At 62.3% G+C, this 18,684-nt stretch carries 7 protein-coding genes; all 7 read right to left on the minus strand.

All coding sequences use genetic code 11. The annotated features are described in order from the left end of the window. Positions 1-80: 80 nt before the first annotated feature. The 7 genes from JIN81_RS14355 to JIN81_RS14385 all read right to left on the minus strand — a co-directional run bounded on the left by JIN81_RS14355 (position 81) and on the right by JIN81_RS14385 (position 18,527). Positions 81-458, minus strand: coding sequence for a hypothetical protein (locus JIN81_RS14355; protein ID WP_200281181.1), 378 nt, complete (start codon positions 456-458; stop codon positions 81-83). A gap of 428 nt (positions 459-886) precedes the next feature. Beyond that, a complete protein-coding gene (locus tag JIN81_RS14360; RefSeq protein WP_200281183.1) occupies positions 887-2,215 on the minus strand; it encodes a lipopolysaccharide biosynthesis protein in 1,329 nt (442 codons plus the stop codon). Between the two features lie 114 nt (positions 2,216-2,329). Further along, complete coding sequence (locus JIN81_RS14365) at positions 2,330-3,838, minus strand: sugar transferase (protein WP_200281185.1); 1,509 nt, start codon at positions 3,836-3,838, stop codon at positions 2,330-2,332. Positions 3,839-3,953: 115 nt separating this feature from the next. Further along, on the minus strand, positions 3,954-6,116 hold the full coding sequence (locus JIN81_RS14370; protein WP_200281188.1) for a GumC family protein: 2,163 nt from the start codon (positions 6,114-6,116) through the stop codon (positions 3,954-3,956). Between the two features lie 36 nt (positions 6,117-6,152). Beyond that, complete coding sequence (locus JIN81_RS14375) at positions 6,153-6,713, minus strand: polysaccharide biosynthesis/export family protein (RefSeq protein ID WP_200281191.1); 561 nt, start codon at positions 6,711-6,713, stop codon at positions 6,153-6,155. A 16-nt stretch (positions 6,714-6,729) separates the two neighbouring features. Continuing rightward, positions 6,730-7,998, minus strand: coding sequence for an outer membrane beta-barrel protein (locus JIN81_RS14380; protein WP_200281193.1), 1,269 nt, complete (start codon positions 7,996-7,998; stop codon positions 6,730-6,732). Positions 7,999-8,069: 71 nt separating this feature from the next. Continuing rightward, positions 8,070-18,527 carry a non-ribosomal peptide synthetase/type I polyketide synthase gene (locus tag JIN81_RS14385; protein ID WP_200281197.1) on the minus strand — a complete coding sequence of 3,486 codons (10,458 nt, stop codon included), beginning with the start codon at positions 18,525-18,527 and terminating at the stop codon, positions 8,070-8,072. Positions 18,528-18,684: the final 157 nt, after the last annotated feature.

The following is an 18,684-nucleotide window of genomic DNA, read 5'->3' on the forward strand; positions in this document are numbered from 1 at the left end:
GTCGTTTTTTCTTGGGAACGTGGGGTCCCAAGCCGCCTCCAACAGCGAGCTGTGGGCATCAATCCCACACGCCGGATCCATCAATTCACCGGCACCAGCGGGAATCCCTGGGGTTGCGGATTGCGCACCTTCCCGTCCTGCACCAGATACACCTTCATGTCGTCACCCACGATCAGGGCCGACTCGTTGAGAAGCTTCGGGTCCATCGACAGACGGTAGTGATACACCTTGCCCCAGCGATCGAGGTTGAACTGCTGAGGGAAGGCCGTGTCGAAACGCAGCTCGGCTCCTTCCTCCGGATTGAGCACCACCTTGTCCACTCCCGCGCCGCTGATATTCAGCATCAGCGGAGCACGGCTGCCATTGTCGAAGGTCACCACCCGTTGGGAGGAGGCGCAGGATGAAAGCAGCAGCACCGAGAACGACACGCCGATAAGGGAACACCAGACAGGTTTCATGAAGCGAGGATGGGGACGGAATCCACCATCCGTCAACTGGGGAGAAGCAACGCCTCCAAAACCTACTCGGTGATCGACCCCTGCTTCGATGGAGCCATCAGCCAACCTGCAACGCCGTCGGCGAACTTCCATAAACCCACCCCGAAAAGAGCAACGCAGCCATGAAGTAGCAGGGTGGGCATGAAGCTCAGACCGAACCAGCACGCAGAAAAAACCGCAACAGAAGCGGCGATGAGGCCGCACCCCAGCATGACCTTGCGGAAGTGGTCTGAACGAATGGTCCGAACCCGGTCAGCCACAGCCCTTGCATACAACTGATCCGAATGCTCTCGAGGCACCTTGTTGACGCCAAGGGGCCCATGCTGCCAACGCGAACAGCCCTACAAGCACGCCGACCATCCCCAGCACGACTATTTGGATCGCCTTGGTCATGAAACTCCCTCTCTCAACCGCGCCCGCACTTTCAGCGGCAGCGCCCAGCCGGTGATGCCGGCGATGACGATGGCCATGGTCACCAGCATGGGGCCCATCCCGCCGTATCGCAGCGCCAGCCAGGCAGCCACCGCGAGGATCCCGGTTTCCACGAATTGAACGCGCGCCAGAGACATCACCTGACCGGTCCCGATCATGAGCGCGTGGTTCAGGTGGCGCCAGACGTGGGCGACAAAGTAGCACGAGTAGGCGGCCAGCAGGCCCCGGCTGATTCCGGCAAACTTCTCACCCAGCCAGAGTTCAAGCACCCAGGGACCGACGGACACCATGCCGATCAACGAGCAGATCGCGAAGCCGACTCCAAACAGATAGAGCTTCCTCGACGCCTTCCTCGCCCAGTCGAGGTCGCCCCGGGCCAGCGCCTCGGCCACCGCCGGCCAGGTCGGCGTGCTGAGCATGATGACGAAGCCCAACTGCATGACCGAGAGCGAGATCAACACCCCGTAAAGGGCCACTTGCGACGGACCGTCGATCTGCCCGATCATCCACGTGCAGAAATTGTACTCCACCACTCCGACCAGCAGGCAGCAGGTGGCGAAGGCCGCGCCATCGGAAAACAAGTGACGGGCGATGCCACCATCCACCAATCGCAGCGACGGGATCAGGTCCGGATGCTTTCTCCACAGTGCCGCGGTATTCGCTAGCTTCGCCACCACCACCGAACCGTGAACGGCAATCACCAGGAACCACACCTCCGGAACCAACCAGACACCGACACCCACCGCAACGGCCGCAAGGAGATTGCCGGCCGCCCCCCACAGATTCGTCTGCGCCACTTCGAGCAATCCCTCGCGCAGCCGATCCGTGAGATTGAGCACGAAGAGCAGGAGGAACAGAACCAGACCGATCCACAAGGCCGGGCGCATCAGTGATTCAGAACCGGCATACTCCGCGCCAAACAGGGTGGGAATGGGAACGAGGGCCAGAACGGCGGCCAAGGCACCCCCGGCCATCAGACTGAGTCCAAGCATCAAGGCGAAGGCCGTGGAAGCCAACTGGCGACTCCTTCCCACGTCATCCTTCGCGCGGGCGTCAGCCAGCCCGTGGGCGAGTGCCGGACCAATGCCGATCTCCAACAGGGCCACGGTGGATAGCGCAAGGCTGACGCTGGTGTAGAGCCCGAATTCCTCGCGCCCCATGACCCGCACCGCCAGCGGGATCGCAAGGAGCTGCAGCAGCGCCGTACCTCCCTTCGAAAGGATGGACGTGACGACGGCCAGGCGGATCGATCGATCCCTCCGCGTCGCATTGCCATCAGCTTCCATGACGGGGACGGTAGCTGAACTCCGGACCGATCACCATGCCCAACCCAAGCGACTCCGATTCCACCTTGGGAATCCGGAGACCCCCTGCGTGTTCATCGGAATGGCAAGCCCGGTTCAGCAGGCTCCCTTCCGCTTGAAGAAGGTCATGACCATGATCTGGAAATCGAGGAGGAAGTTCCAGTTCTCGATGTAGTCCAGATCAAACTTCACCCGCTCCCGCAGGCAGGTATCGCCGCGCAGTCCGTGAACCTGGGCCCAACCGGTCACGCCCGGCTTGACGTTGTGCCGCACGTTGTAGTGGCGGATGTCCTCCTTGAAATCCTCGATCAACTCGGGACGCTCAGGGCGGGGACCGACGAGGCTCATGTCACCGCGCAGGACGTTCCAGAACTGTGGCAGCTCATCGATGTTCCATGCGCGCATGAAGGCGCCAACCTTCAGGCGGCGGGGATCATCCGCGACCGTCCAGCCCACTTGGCCATCGGTTTCGGCATCGGGCTTCATGCTGCGGATCTTGAAGATATCAAACGGCTTGCCGTTCAGGCCGATGCGGCGCTGACGGTAAATCACCCGTCCGGGCGACTCGATGAAGACCATGAGCGCGAAGACCGCCATGACCGGAAGGGAGAGCATCAGGCCAATGAGTGCGCCGAAGATGTCAACGACGCGCTTGCTGACATGATTGAAGGCATGGTGGAGCGGCAGGCGTCCGACGCCCAGCACCGGCATGCCGTGAACACTCTCCAACTGCAGCCCGGAAACGAGCACCTGGAAGCAACTCGGCACCAACTTGAAATCCACGAACTCCTTGCCGCAGGTCTCGGCGAGCTCGATCATGCGGTCGTGGCTCAACGACGAGTCCACCGCCATGACCATGTCAGCGCCGGTTTCGCGGATCGCATCTCGTACTTCATCCATCGTACCCAGCATCGGCACGTCGGCCGGAGGAGCCTCTTCGAAATCCTTTTTCTCACCAGCCATCACGCCAACGGCTTCGAACGACTTGGCCCGGCCGAGAGAGAAACGGGAAACCACACGCTCACATTCCGCATTCCAACCGACAAAAAGGACGCGCTGCCGGAGGGTCGATGCGATCGGCTCACGCCGCATCACACAGTAGAGGACCCATCTCCACAGGCAGAGACCCACCAAGGACAGAACCGCTCCAATCACACAGAAGACCCGGCTGATGCCCGGCTCAAGTTTGAGCAGCAGCGTGATGCCCAGGAAGCAGACGAGCCAGAGTGCGCATGACTTTCCGATCAAGCGGAAGATCCGGCGGATATCGAGGAAGTTCCGCGGGTCGTGCACGCGGAAGTTTGCCAGCATGAACATCAGCAGCAGCGCTCCGAAGCCGACATGGCCCAGATAGCTCTGAAAGCTGACCGCTTCATCCAGCAGGCCAACTCCACGCATCGGAGTTTCAAAGCGAAGCAGGTAGGCGCCCACGATGGCGAACAGAACGACCGCCGTATCACCCAGGAAACTGAGGGTCACCAGCTTCTGGTGAGCCATCCAGGTACGGTGGCGCTGACGCAGGGAAAATCGCCTCGAGGGCGGATTGATGTCACAAGCGTCCTGTGGGGGGCAGGTCGCCTGAGACTCCGGAATGGAAGTCTTCATGTTCGGGGGGTGTTGGGGGGATAAACAGCTGCCAGAAAATGGGGAGTCTTCTGACAGGCCCGATCCTGCATGAATCGGGCGTTGGATGTCAAACGAGTGCTTCTACGTAATCACGTCAGTCGGAGGTTGCTTCAGAGATGGAAAGAGTGTGTTCCCCGCGGGCGGGAAGAGCGGTTCGTGGCGCGACAAGGCTCGGAGCGTCACCGGGGGAGGTCGGGTGCTCATTCCACACGAAACCCACCAGCTTGGCACCGCCACCCCGCAACATCTCGGCGGTCTGGCGAAGCTCTGTCGACTTGCTGCCACCCTCGCCGATCACCATGCAGGTCCGGTCCGCGTAGCGTGCCACGGCTTGAGCATCACTCGTGCCAAGCACCGGCGGAGCATCAATGACAACCCGGTCGAACCAGCGATACGCTTCCTCCAGCAGGACCGGGAAGCGGGAACTTCCCAGAAGCTCGGAGGCATCCGCCTTCAGCTCACCGGAAGAAATCAGATAAAGGCCGGGAACGGGTGTGCGCACGCAGGTATCCGCGGCCGTCGCATTGCCCGCAAGCAGGTCGCTCAGACCGGTTGGCGTTTCCTTGAGCTGTTCGCGGCTCAGGCCGGGACTGCGGAGGTCCGCATCGATGAGCAGCGTGCGATGACCTTGCACCGCGAGAGAAACCGCGTGGTTCACCGCGCAGAAGGAAGCCCCCTCGCCCGCCCGGGCTCCGGTGAACATGATCGTTTGTGCCTTGGATTCGGCACTCGCAGGAATCAGGACGGAACGCAGTCGGCGGAACGCTTCAGCCGCAGCCGAGCTGGGCGAAGACAACAGGAGCATCCCTTCGGAAGCCCCGACGGCGGGGATCCGCGCCAACAGGGGAACCCCGGTCGCGCGGCTGGCAGCCGCGGTGTCGCGGACGGTGCCACCTTTCAATTCCAGACCGGCCACGAGCATCAGACCCAGGCAAAGCCCGGCCATCCCGGCAATCGGGGTGAACAAGGCACGCTTCGGCTTCGATGCCTCCTCGGGCACCAGCGGCTGGTCACGCCAGCTCAGGACGGAAGCAGGAACCGAACCGGCAAGCATCGTCTCACGCAGGCGACGCGACACCGAGCCATGCAACTCGCGGTCGGCTTCCGCCTCGCGGCTCAAGGCGGCAAACTGCGCACGCAGACCATCAACGTCCACCGCATCTCCGCTCGCGATCGCGACTTCATTCTCCAGCGCCTTCTCCTGGGCAAGCGCCACCTGGTAGCCCTTCTCCACGGCCTCACCGGCGGTGATCATGGCAACCGCCAGATCTTCCTTCACGGACTCCACGTCACGTGCCGCCCGCTTGTAGTCCGGGTGCTTGAAAAGATAGCGCTCCTTGACGCGATCAAACTCGAGTTCCTTCTCCCGCAGATCGCGCACCAGTGAAAGCACCTCCGCCCCGTGATCACTCCGGCGCAGTCCCGCCAGCGCGTCCGGGTTGTCGGCGTCGAACTTCGCGAAGGCATCGCGCTCGGCTTCCAACTCCATCCGGCTGGTCTTCGCTTCGGTGAGTCGCTCGCTCAGAATGCCCAGCCGATCGCGCGCGGATCCCGTGGCACGGATTCCCTCCAAACCGGGAACCGGATGCTCTTCGCGGAATGCCTGAAGCTTCTCCTCGGACAACTCCATGCGCTTGCGCAATCGGCCTTCCTCGTTGGCCAGGCCGATGCTGACTTCCTCGATGAGGGCGGTCTGACGCTCGGCGCTCCACGTCTCATACTCCGACTTGATCGAAGCCACCAGGTCGCGGGCCCGGACCGGATCGGTATCCTCGACCCAGATGTCGATGTAGCGGGAACCCCGGCGGAGTTCGACGCCGACACGGTCCGCCAGCTCTCCAAGTACGCCCTGACGGGTCTTGGCCTCCGGCGCGAAAGTGGGATCACCGACGAGCTGATGCTTGTCGATCACCCGCAGCAACAGCGTGTTCGAGAGCATCCCCTGCTCCACCGAGTGCATGCTCTCGAGGTCTTCGGAATCCTCGTCGGTCATCTCCTGGACCTCGAAGAAATTCACGGTATCCGCACTGACATAGACCGATCCCGAGGACTGATAGATCTTCGGCATCCGGCCCATCGCGAACCATGTGGCGACGGCGGCAAGCACCATCAGCAGGATGGCAATCCAGCCGTGGCGAACCAGCGCACCGAGGAAACGGGGAAGCTCGGCCTTGGGAAGGTAGAAGGTCGGATCCGAAGTCGGCGCGCCAAGCTCTTGGCGGCCCTCCTGCTCCGATTTGATGATGGGGGAACTCATGATGGGTGGGGGAAAGGGTGAGTTTCGTGATTCTTGTTAGAACAAGCTCTCGGGGATCGTGATGATGTCTCCGTCCTGCAGGGGGATGTCCTTCGCCTTGCCGGCCGTGATGGCCCGCAGGTCGATGCGGATCGGATTCTCCAGATTGCGACGCTTGAGGGTGATCTTCTTCGCATTCCCGATCCGCGTCACACCGCCTGCCAGGCCGATGGCCTCCACCAGTGTGAGCTTGCGGTTCGGATCGAGACGGAAGAGCCCCGGCTTCTGCGCCTCGCCCAGGACAGTGACCGTCTTGCGCACCCGCGCCGTGATCGAGACGGTGACTTCAGGGCGCACGAGGTAGCCGTCACGGAGCTTGCGCTCGATCAGGTTGGCAGCAGCATCCGTCGACATTCCCGCCACCTTCACCGTGCCGATCAATGGCATGTCGATGGTGCCGGAAGCCGATAACTGACCGCGGGTGGTCAGGTCGTCCTCGCGGAAGACGCGGATCTCGATGCTGTCGCGGCTACCGATGGTGCCGGATCCACGCTCGCCTTGGGCAGCCGCGGGAAGAAGCGCAATCAGACTGAAGATGATGGAAAGGATGGTTTTCATGATGAGGTCGGGGGGGTCAGAAGTCGTAGGTCATGTCGACTCCGATCTGGTTCTGCTTGTATCCGAAGGTGGGGCCACTCGAATCGTTCTTCTCGTAGCGGTAGAAGACACTGGCCCGGAACTGATCAGTCAGCTGATACTCCAGGCTTGGTCGGAGATAGAAAATGTTGTCCTTGCGCCGCGCTGGAGTGAATCCAGTCACACGCTTGTAGCGGTTGCTCTCGAATCCAAGCTCCAGCTGCCCGGTCCAGCGGGACCCGAAGCGCTGCGCCACACCGATGCCGACTCCTGAGACTTCGATGTTCTGCCCGGGGAACGAAGCGGAACTCTCTTCGCGGCGATAGGCCGTCAGATAAACTCCGGTGGCCTCACGCAGCTGCCAATCGACACGCGCGTCGAGGACCGGATACAGGTCGGATCCGGTTTCATAATTGCGATGCTCCACGCCGGCCTCGATGTCGACGGACCATTTCTGTCTGGGACGCCAGATCAGCCGGGCGGTCGCCCGATTGACATCCTGGGTACCTCCGGGGTCCACCTTGTCGCGCCCGAACCTCCATGCTGCTCCGATCTCGGTCTTGGGCGAATACGCATAGCGCACGGCCAATTCACCGTAGGTCCGATCCGAATCGGAAAACCTGCTTTCATCGTAATCCTCACCGGAAAGTCCCGCGGCCACTTCAAGCTTCACCTTCTCACGCGGGCGCCAGACGTAGCGGACTTCGCCGAGATACTCGGTGCGCTCGGTCGTCGTTCCCGTGTCGGGGGTGGCGTCGCCGAGTCTGCGCACGACCGTCGACACGCCCAGCTCATGGCGTCGCCCGACCACTCCCGCCTGCAACTCGAAGTCCTGGTCGATCCGGCTCTCGTCGGAATTCTCCGCGAACAGCACACCGCTCGGGCGATACACCAGGCGCACGTAGCAACCGGGATCATCCGGACGACCGAAGGCGTAGGCAATGCGTGGCGTGATCTGCAGCACGAGGTCGGATTGCGGACGGTTCGCGCTGAGGAAAATGTTGTCGTCATAGGCGACGCGGAGCGCCAGCCCGAGATCCCAGCCTTCCTCGGTCAGCGGGGCTTGTTCATCGCGTGGAGCCAGCCCCGTCCCGGCATCCAGGGCATCATCGATCCGCTCCGACTCCGCACCGGGCTCTGCGAACTCCACGGCGTCCGCCCCTTCCAGCGGGATGTACTCAACCGGCGACGGCTCGCTGGCCACAGCAAGGCGGCAAGCGAGTATCGTGGCCAGAAGGCCAAGGGGGGCTGGTTTGATGGGAGTCATGATGAGCGGGACAACTCAGCGACGATCTCTATCGACAGGATCGAAAGTGTAACAGATTGGAGGTCAGGAGGCTACTGGCGAAATGAATCGGGGTTTACAAGGGGAGAACCATGGGATGGCGACGACGGACCGGCCTCAAGACTCTCCTTGAGTGCTTGGGAAACATGGCCAGCGAGAGGGCCGACATGGCCGCTGTCGAAGAGTGTCAGGTGCTCACCGGGCACTTCCACGACCTTCAACTCGTCCACCCGGTCGGACCAACCGTAGTCATCCGGGATCTCGAACTTGTCGTTCACCGCATCCGCGCGGAACAGGTTGAGCGTGCCGTGGAACGGGCCGGGTTGGTAGGCGTCCATGGCAGCTTCGTGAGCCTCCCGGAGTTGGACGGCACGAAGCTCGGTGTGGGCTTCAGCCGCCGCGCTCCTCTGCGCCTCAGCCACTTCGGCCTTCACCTTGATGTGGGTTTCCACCCCATCCTTGAAGCGACCGGCCAGGCGAGTGATCCGCTCGGAGAGCGACAAATTGCTACTAGCATTCCAGTAAACCGAAACCCGTTCACTCAAGGCATAGGGACGGATTTCCGTTGCCGGATTCAGCGTGTCGAACAAGCCGAGGAACGGCACCGACTCGCCCGCCTCGGTCAACTGCCTGGCCATCTCGTAGGCCACCACACCGCCGTAGGAGTAACCCGCCAGCAGATACGGGCCTTCGGGCTGACGAGCCCTCAGGATGGCGATGTAGTCCGCCGCCGTTTCTTCGATCGGCTTCACCTGGATCTCGTCGCTGTGTCCGAGTTCGGGTGACTCGATCGCCACGAACGGGCGATCCTGCGGCAAGCGCTCGGCGAGCTGGCGATAGAAGAGAATGCCTCCGTCACCACCGTGAATTCCGCACAGCACCGGAGGACTCCCCTTCGGTTGCACTTCAGCAAGATGTCCATGGATCGTCGCCAAAGCCGAACCTCCGGAACCTCCCTCGATGGCCGTTGCCAGAGCACGGACGGAACGTGCCTTGAGCAAGGTGGCCAGCGGCAGGGACACGCCGAATTCCTTCTGGATCCGGGCGAACATCCTCAGGCCGGCAAGCGAGTTGCCCCCGAGTTCGAAGAAGTCCTGATCACGACCGGGCGAGGCAACCCCCAGAAGCTCACTCCAGATGGCGGCCAACCTGATCTCGGTTTCACCATCGGGCGCCTCGCGCTCTTCGGATTGGCGGACTTCGGGTTCAGGCAGTTTCTCCACCACCACCTTGCCGTTCGCATTCAGCGGCATCTCATCGATGGCCACGATCTGCTCGGGCAACATGAACCGTGGAACCCGCTGTGACAGCCAGGCACCCAGCTCGCTCTCGTCGAGTTGGCTTCCCTCGGCAGTCACATACCATGCCAGCAATCTCTTGTCGCCGGCACCACTGCCACGAACCACGGCCTTGGCCTGACTCACCGATGGATGCTCCACCAGCGCAGCCTCGAGTTCTCCAAGCTCGATGCGGAACCCACGCAGCTTCACCTGATGATCGCTGCGACCGACGAAGGAGATGGTGCCGTCCGCATTCCACACGCAGAGGTCACCGGTGAGATACATGGTGCCTTTCGATGTCTCGACAAAACGCTCGGCAGTCAGATCCGGACGATTGAGATAGCCGAGGGCCAGCCCGGTTCCGCCACAGCGAAGCTCACCCGGCACTCCGACAGGCACCGGCTTGCCGTCTCGGTCCACGATCTCGACAAAAGTTCCCGGGACGACGCTGCCAATCGGGATCGGTGAGCCATCGAGATCGCTTTCACGCAGAGTGTGACAGGTCGTGAAGGTCGCATTCTCCGTGGGGCCATAGCCATTGATGAGGCGCGTATCAGGCAGACCCTCGAAGGCACGTTTCGCGTGAGGCGGCGAAATCACATCGCCCCCTGCAAGCAGCTGACGCAGACCCACCAGGTCTTCGAGGTGCTCCTCCACCATCAGCTCGAATAATCCAGCGGTAAGCCAAAGCGTGGTCACTCCACGACTCTTGACCGTATTCGCAATTCCAGAAAGCGAGGTGTCTTCCGAGTCGAGTAGCACCAGACGTCCACCATTGAGCAAGGCGCCGAAGATCTCAAACAAGGACGCATCGAACGCCACCGTGGAAGCGAGAAGAAGCGTCTCATCAGCTCCGAGCTCGCAGAAGTCAGGTTGCTTGACCAAGCGAAGAACCCCCTGATGGGTGCCCACCACTCCTTTCGGCACGCCCGTGGAACCTGAGGTGAACATCACGTAGGCAGGATCCTCCGAACGACCCACCACGGCTTGCGGTGCTGCCGTCGGCGTCGATGCCGGGTTCAGCGTGCGGAAGCCATCCACCGGCTGACCGGAGACCACCAGCGAGACATCCGCTTCGGAAAGAATGGTCGTGCGACGGGTCGCAGGGAATTCGGGATCAATCGGCACGTAACACGCCCCCACTTCAAGAATGGCCAGGATGGAAGCCACCAGATCAGGGCTGCGTGGAAGCAGGATCCCGACTCGGTCTCCGGCTTTGGTGCCATGCTGACGAAGTCCTTCCGCGATGGCACTCACCCGCTCGGCCAACTGCCTGTAGGTGAAGGTTCCACCGTTCCAGACCAAGGCCTCACGATCTGCATGCGCAGCAACCGTTTGGCGGAAGTCCTCGCCGATCGAGCCGGTCGGATTCGACTCCGGCCCGTGGGACCATTGCTCGATCTGCTCGAGTCCGGCGCGGTCGAGGATCTCGAGGTCGGCCACCGACTGGTGCGGGTCTTCGGCCGCATCGAGGAGCAACTGGCTCAGCGATTCGAGCCAGCGTTTCATCGTGCCCTCATCGAGCAATTCGCAGTTGTAGGTCGACGACAGCAGGAGCCCGTCCGGCTGCTGCATCAGGTTGAGGAAAATCGTCGAGTTGCTGTAGCGGGCGGGCACGGTCTCAACCCGGGAAGTCAAGCCACCGAACTCACCCGGATCTCCCGAAGGCTCGAGGTTGAAGATCACTTCCATCATCGGGCGGCGACCTCCCTCACGACCAAGCTTGAGGGCGCGAAGCAAGCGACCATAGGTCAGCTTGCCATGCTCCAGCGCATCCATCTGCGCGGCCGATGCATGCGAAACCAGATCCTTGAACGACTTTCCGGCATCCACCTTGGCAAGCAGTGGCAGGAAGTTCACGCAGTGACCCACCAGTTGCTCGTCACCGGCTTCCATCTGCCCGGCAGACGGGAAAGTCATGACGAACTCGTCCTGGTCACTCAGCTTGTGCAGCAATGCCTGGAAGCCGGCGAGAAGCGTGCTGTTCAGCGTTCCTCCACAGTCCCTCGCGAGCTTGCGCAGTCGATCGAACTTCTCCGCATCCAGCATGACCTCACAGGTCGACGAGGCGTAACTCGGTGAGGCGCCGTAGCCCTTCTTGAGCGGGAGTTCCACCTCGGGAACCCCTTCCTTGAAGACCTCCGTCCACCACTCGAGCGAGCTGTCCGCCATCTCGGAATCCTGACTCTCGCGCAGCGCTCGATCCACGATCGATGGCGCCACCATCAAACTCTTCTTGCGACCTTGAAGCCGGGCTTCATAGCAGTGCGTGAAGTCCTCGATCAGCACTTCAAACGACCAGCCGTCGGCCGCGAGGTGATGGGCCACGAACTGCAGCACCACTTCCTCATCGGAAAGCTTTGCCATCACCACCCGGAACAGGGGGCCACGGGCGACATCAAATGCCGTTTCGCGCTGCTGCAAACCGCACTCGATCAAAGCCGCCTCGGGGTCGGCTTCCGCACTGAGATCCTTCTCAATGACCGTCACTGGCTGATCCACATCGATCACGAAAACCGCCGCGCGGTCGTCGGGAGCCCGCAGGCGCAGGGCATCGTGCCGATCCACCAGATCCTGGATTGCCAGCTTGGCGAGTTCGCCATTCACCGGACCGGTCAGACGCAGTTGCAGCATCTCGTTGAATGCCAGGTTTGCCTCGTCACCCAGCAGCGACGCCAGCCAGATCTCGGCCATGGGCTCGGTCATCGGGAACGGCCCGCGCACGCCTTCACCTACGACGAGCGTCGTTTCCGGAAGCTGCGGCTGCGGCAGGAATCCACCATTCTGAAGCTCCTCGATCGACTCCCGAAATGCGCGGATCACGAAATCCACATCCTCATCCGTATGCGCTGCCGTCAGATAGAAGGGAAGACCTTCCATCGCGAAGACACCCCGCTTGCGCAGGTGGTAGAAGATCAGGTTGCCATGCTTGGCGTCATCGCCAATCCGCAGATACATCTGCGAGTTGAAGTTGACCATGGTGATGTCGATGCCCTGATCCTTGAACAGGCGGTCCACTGTCCGGACAAGACGGTCGGCACGTTCACCGATCCCCTGCCAGTAGTCGGCCGGCTGCGACTTGATGTGGTGGAGCACCGCACGACAGGCAGCCATCGCCAGTGGGAGACGGACGAAGGTTCCGGCGAAGAAGGTCACATCCTTCTCCGGGAACGAATCATCGCCATACTGCCACTGACCACCGTCAAAGGTATCCATGTATTCGGCCTTGCCACCGACGATCCCGATGGGCAGAGCACCACCCCCGAAGACCTTGCCGTAGGTCGCGAGATCCGCTTCGATCCCATAGAGCTCCTGCGCACCACGCGGCCCCTGACGGACACCCGTGATCACTTCATCGAAGACCAGGAGGAAGCCGTTCTCCTCACTGATCTTCTTCACTTCGCGAACGAAATCGATCGGGATCAGCTCAGGCTGGCGACTCTGGACCGGCTCCACGAGCACCGCGGCCAGTTCACCCGCCACCTCGCGGATCATGTCGAGGGCCTCGGGGCGACCCCATGGCACCACGATCACATCCTGCACGGCCGACTCCGGAATCCCGGGAGCCAGAGGCAGCGTGCGACGGCGCGCCCCCTTCCCCACGCTGCGCACGAGCACCGGGTCCATGTTGCCATGGTAGTCCTTGTCGAAGACGAGAATCTTGTCGCGTCCGGTCACCGTGCGGGAAATCCGCATCGCCGCCTGGACGGCCTCGGAACCGGTATTCAGGAAACAAACCCGCTCGTTGTTCGTCACTTCGCAGAACAACCTGGCGGTCTCCATCGCGACCTGACACTGCGGCCCAATCTCCAGACCGGTCGCAAGTTGTTCCTGAATGGCTTCCGTGACGAAGTCCGGCGAGTGCCCGAGGAAGTTCGGACCGAAGCCATTGACCATGTCGATGTACTCGTTTCCATCCACATCCCACATGCGGCATCCCTTCATCCGGGTCGCCACCACCTGATAGACCATCTCCTTCCACAGTCGGTTGAAGCCATTGACGGTCCGTGCATCGGCGAGCCACTTGCGGTGTTCCTGGGTCAGTTCCTTCGACTTGCGGGTCTTCTCACAGTAACTCTTCACCAGCGCATCGAGGTGCTCACGCTGCTGCACGGTGAGCTCATCGCCGGTGGACACCCGGTCGATCCGGGTCCGGGGACCCGCCACACCCGATTCTTCTTCCGGCTCGTTCGATGGCGCGACTTCCTCAGCCGCCGGAGTTGGAGCTACCGGCTTGGCGGCCGCACCCGATACCTCAACGGTCGAGTTTGCCTCAAGGTGCTTCACCAGCTCCTCGAGGTTCGGATAGTTCTGCATCAGGTCGCGGAATGCGATCGGCACTCCGAAGCTCTTCTGCAATTCGCGGGCCGCCTGCGTCAGCAGTAGCGAGTCGAAGCCCATCTCGAGGAAAGTCGATTGAAGCCCCATCTCGTCGGCCGGAATCCCCGACAGGTTCTCCAGCACTTCACGGATGCGTGCGAGCAAGCCGACGGGAGCCGCTTCTTCGACGACCTCCGGGGTCTCCACCTGCTGGGATACCGCAGCGACGGCCCCACGGACCGGAAGCGGACGATCCAACAACTGGCATTCAAGCCACGCACGCCGACGCTGGAACGGGTACGTTGGAAGCGGCACACGCTGAGCGGATGCATCACCATGCACCACCGACCAATCGACCTCGACTCCGCGAGCCCACAGGTCGCCGAGGGATTGCAGCATGCGGGCGCCATCCGGAGCACCGCTGGCAGGGTGCTCACAGGTCGGCACACAGGCTTTGGCACGACGTCCGGCCGTCTGACGAGCCAAGGTCGTCAGGGTCTGACCCGGACCGACCTCAAGATAGATCCGACCTTCCGCAAGACTCGCGGCAGCCTCGATGGCACCATGGAAATTCACGGTTTCCCGCAGATGCCCGGCCCAGTAGCCCGGGTCGGTGGCTTGCGCCTCGTCGAGCAATCCGCCGGTGACGGTCGAGAGGATGCTCATCTTCGGAGCATGAAGGTCCACACGTTCGATGACCTCGCGGAACTTCGCCACCACCGAATCCATCATGCGGCTGTGGAATGCATGCGACGTGTGCAGCTCGCGCACATTGACCCCGTCCGCTTCGAGCTGTTGGGCGAATGCGGCGACAGCGGCAGTCTCGCCTGCGACAACACAAAGCTCCGGCCCATTGATCGCGGCAAGATCCAGCTCGGCGGGAAGCCGCTCGCGGAGAGCATCCGCGGCGAGCCGCACCGACAACATCGAGCCGCCGGGCACCTCGCCCATCAGCTTTCCTCGCTCGGCGAGAATCCGTAGTCCGTCCTCGATCGAGAACACTCCGGCAAGGCAGGCCGCGGTGAACTCACCCACGCTGTGGCCGACCATGACATCCGGCCGGACACCCCAGCGGGCCCATTGTCTGGCGAGCGCCCACTCGACCACGAAGATCGCAGGCTGTGCGAGCACGGTGTGCTTGAGGCGTTCCGCCGCATCTCCGCCATCTTCGGCAAACAGCACTTCGCGCAGGTCCTCACCAAGCAGGGGCCGGAGAAACTCGGAACAGAAATCGATGTCGTGACGATAGCCGGCTTGAGACTGATAGAGATCCGCCGTCATCCCCGGGTGCTGGGCTCCCTGACCGGGGAACATCCACACCTGCTCGGGTGCCACACCCGCCGCTTCCAACTTCTGCAGTCGGCCGGCGCCAAGCTTTTCGGCAAGTGACTTCCAGTCATGCGCCACCACCGAGGCACGTTGACCCATCGCCTTGCGTCCCATCGACATGGTGCGCGCGGCTGCGGCAAAATCGATGCCATCCGCTTGCCCGGCAAAGGTCGCGAGTTTCGCAGCCAGTTGATCGACCGCTTCATCGGTGCGCCCGGAAAGCACCCAGAGGCGGTCACCTTCGACCTGGGAGCGAGGAGTCACATCCCGCGGGGCTTCCTCGACCACCACGTGGACGTTGGTGCCTCCCACGCCGAACGAGCTCACGCCCGCACGCCTTGGCGCCTCACCCGTGCTCTTCCATTCGCGCAGCCGGTCATTGACGAAGAACGGGGAGTTGGAGAAATCGATCCGCGGATTTGGTTTCTCAAAGTGAAGCACCGCCGGAAGCTCCCCCTTCTCCAGGGACATCGCGGTCTTGATCAGGCCACACACACCGGCAGCGGTGTCGAGGTGACCCAGGTTTGATTTCAGTGATCCGATCGCACAGAACCCGGTATCCGTCGTACTTGCGCGGAAGGCCTGGGTCAGACCAGTGACCTCGATCGGGTCGCCCAACGGCGTGGCCGTGCCATGGGCCTCGACATAGCTGATCGTGCGCGCATCCACGCCGGCATCACGATGCGCCCGACGGATGGCATCCGCCTGTCCCTCGACGCTTGGAGCCGCGTAGCTGTGCTTCACGCCACCGTCATTGTTCATGCCGAAGCCTCGCACGACGGCATGGATGTGATCGCCATCGCGCACCGCATCATCCAGGCGCTTCAGGAGAACGCAGCCAGCCCCGTTGCTGAACACCGTGCCGGAGCTCTCGGCATCAAAGGGTCGGCAACGACCGTCCTTGGAAAGCATCCCGCCTTCCTCGTGATGGTAACCCCGCTTCTGCGGCACCGTGACTGTCACTCCGCCGGCGAGCGCCATGTCGCACTGACCCGTCCGCAGCGCCATCGCCGCGTGGGCCACCGCCACCAGCGAGCTCGAACATGCCGTCTGCACGGTCAGGCTCGGCCCTTTCAGATTCAGTTTGAAGGCCACCCGTGTCGCCAGGTGATCCTTGTCATTGCCGAACTCCACCGACAGGGCGCCCACCTGCGCCTCCGCCAGGTGACGGCGGTGGTATTCAGGGTCCGAGAGAATGTGGTGCGGGAGATAAGTGTCGTAGTAACAACCGGCATAGATGCCGATGCGGCCACCGTCCTTCTCCGCGTCGTCGGGCACGTAGCCACCCCGCTCAAGTGCTTCCCAGCAAAGCTCGAGGAAGACGCGCTGCTGCGGATCGATCATCTCGGCCTCGCGTGGCAGGATGCCGAACAAGCCGCCATCCAGACCTTCATAAACCTCGGGATCCAGCAAGCCACGGGCGCACACGAAGTCCGGATCGTTGTCCGGCACCGGCACATCCGCATCGGCGGGATCGAAGTGCGTGATCGAGTTCTTCCCTTCGCGCAGATTTTCCCACAACTCCTCGGGAGATGACGCGTCGGGGAGACGCAGCGACATGCCGACGATGGCCAGCGCCTCGCCCGATCCTTCGGACGAGGCCGCGGCCTCGACCACCGGCTGCGAGGACGGCTGATCGGCCGAAACCAATCCAGCCTGAGCCGAGACGGTCGGATTCTCGAACATCCGGACGAGTTCGAATCGCACGCCGAACTCGCGCTGCATGCGGGCGTGCACGCGGACGAGCTGGATCGATGAACCACCAAGGTCGACGAACCGATCCGAGCGACCCACTTCCTCCAGACCGAGAACCTCAGCCCAGATTCCAGCGATTCTGGTTTCCACATCACCCTGGGGAGCGACCATGCGCTCGCTGAGGTCCGGGCGCGGCTGCAGCGGTGGGCTTGCCCACTTCATCACTGCCGGAACCGAGTGCAATTCATGGGCAATCCGTCCGATCAGGTCCGGATCCGCCAAGGGCGTGGTGACTTCATCCACGGAACGATCGGATCGTGCCGCGATCGGCAAAAGCGCACAGTTGGCGGCGACTTCCGCAGGGATGACCCGGACACCGTTGTCCCAGCTGCCGGGGATACTCTCAAGGAACTCAAGCACCGGCTGGTTGCGACCGGTGTCGTTGAACCAGATCGCCACCTCCGTAAGCTGGAGTTGGGCAGCCAGCTCACCGAGGTAGCGCAGCATGCGCTGCTCGACCCCTTTGCCCAGAGCCCGACAACTGAGAAGGAAGGTTTCGGCCCAAAGCCGCCCGCTGTCCTCGCGCGTGCACATCAGACCCACGGAGCCATAGTCGCCGAATCGGTCGCTCACCTTGACCAGCTGGGCACGCATCCCGCGGCAGGCCTGCATCAGGGCCGCCTCATCGCGCGGTTGCGGGCAGGCATTGAACTGGTTCGTGCGCTGGGTCAGCTGGCTTGCCCGGGCCAGATCATCATCCGCCACCGGGACGATCTCCATCCTAAGCTCAAGCCCTTCGATGAACGACTCATAGCTGGATGCCCGCTCACGCAGATCGAGCCGACGCGCCTCATCATGGTAGAAATCCGCACGGCGTGTATCCTCCTCCGAACCATGCGCGCGGTCGAGCGCCCACAGATGACGGACGAAGCGAGGCAACTCGGAGACATCCTCGGGAATACGCAGTGAAAGGACCGCCGGAGCATTCGCTTCGACCTCGGCCACCTCCGCCGGGTTATCATCGAGGAAGACGAAGCTGTCCAAGCCCAGATTCAACCGCTCGGACAAGCGTCGCAAATTGGACGACTTCGGGTCCCAGTTGATCATTCCCGCCACGAAGGCATCGCGCGTGATCACCATGCCTGCATTCTCACGGAACACGGCTTCCACATCCTCAGGATGATTCTTCGAAACGAGGCAAAGCAGGTAACCCTCGGCCCGGCGTGCCAGCAGGAACTCCTGAAAGGCACGTCGTGGTCCATCGACCACGACTCCCGTGGGGCCTGCTTCCCCGCAAACCCCGGTCCAGAGCGTGTGATCGCAATCCACCGCAATTACCTTGTACGGCTTCCGTCGTAGAGCGAGCATCCGCCGGGCGATCATCGTTCCGATCGCCGCGAACATCTCCTCGCTGAAAGGAACGCATGCCGCGGCCTCAGCCTCCGCATCGAAGACCCGGGCGACCGGATACGCCTCCATCCATTCGGTCACGGCAAGAAGTTCGACGCCTGCCACGCCCTCGACCTGCTCACGCAAATCGGCGAGGAAGGTGGCTTCGACTTCCGCTCCGTCGGCTGCCGGACAAACCACCACCAGAGTCTGCGAACCATCGCGGTTCGATGCCTCCGCAAGGGCGGCCCCCACTTCGCGGGCTGCCGAGCGGGCGCGCGCCGGCGAGTCCGCCGAAAGATCGCACGCCCGGGCAAGAACGACGTTCACGCCACCACGGTGACTGGCGAGCAGACTGCCCGGATCGAGCAGTTGCTGAAGCACCTGATGGTAAGGGGCGAACTGAACATCGGGCGCGAATCCGAATTCACGAAGCCACGACTCGAGCACCGCCTGCAACGGTTCAGCGGTGAAGGTCGCCGAAAGGCGCACCGTCATTGGGGACAAAGAGGATGTCATTGGGACTGGGGGAACAGCTTGGGGATCCACCATGGGTGTGATGGACGGTGCCATCCTAACCAAAATATTTTAAAAAACAAGACTATCGACAACCCTGAATCCAACACCATATCAACAAACAACTATCTGGAATTCA

It is taken from the genome of Haloferula rosea (assembly GCF_016595525.1).
Lineage (GTDB): Bacteria > Verrucomicrobiota > Verrucomicrobiia > Verrucomicrobiales > Akkermansiaceae > Haloferula > Haloferula rosea.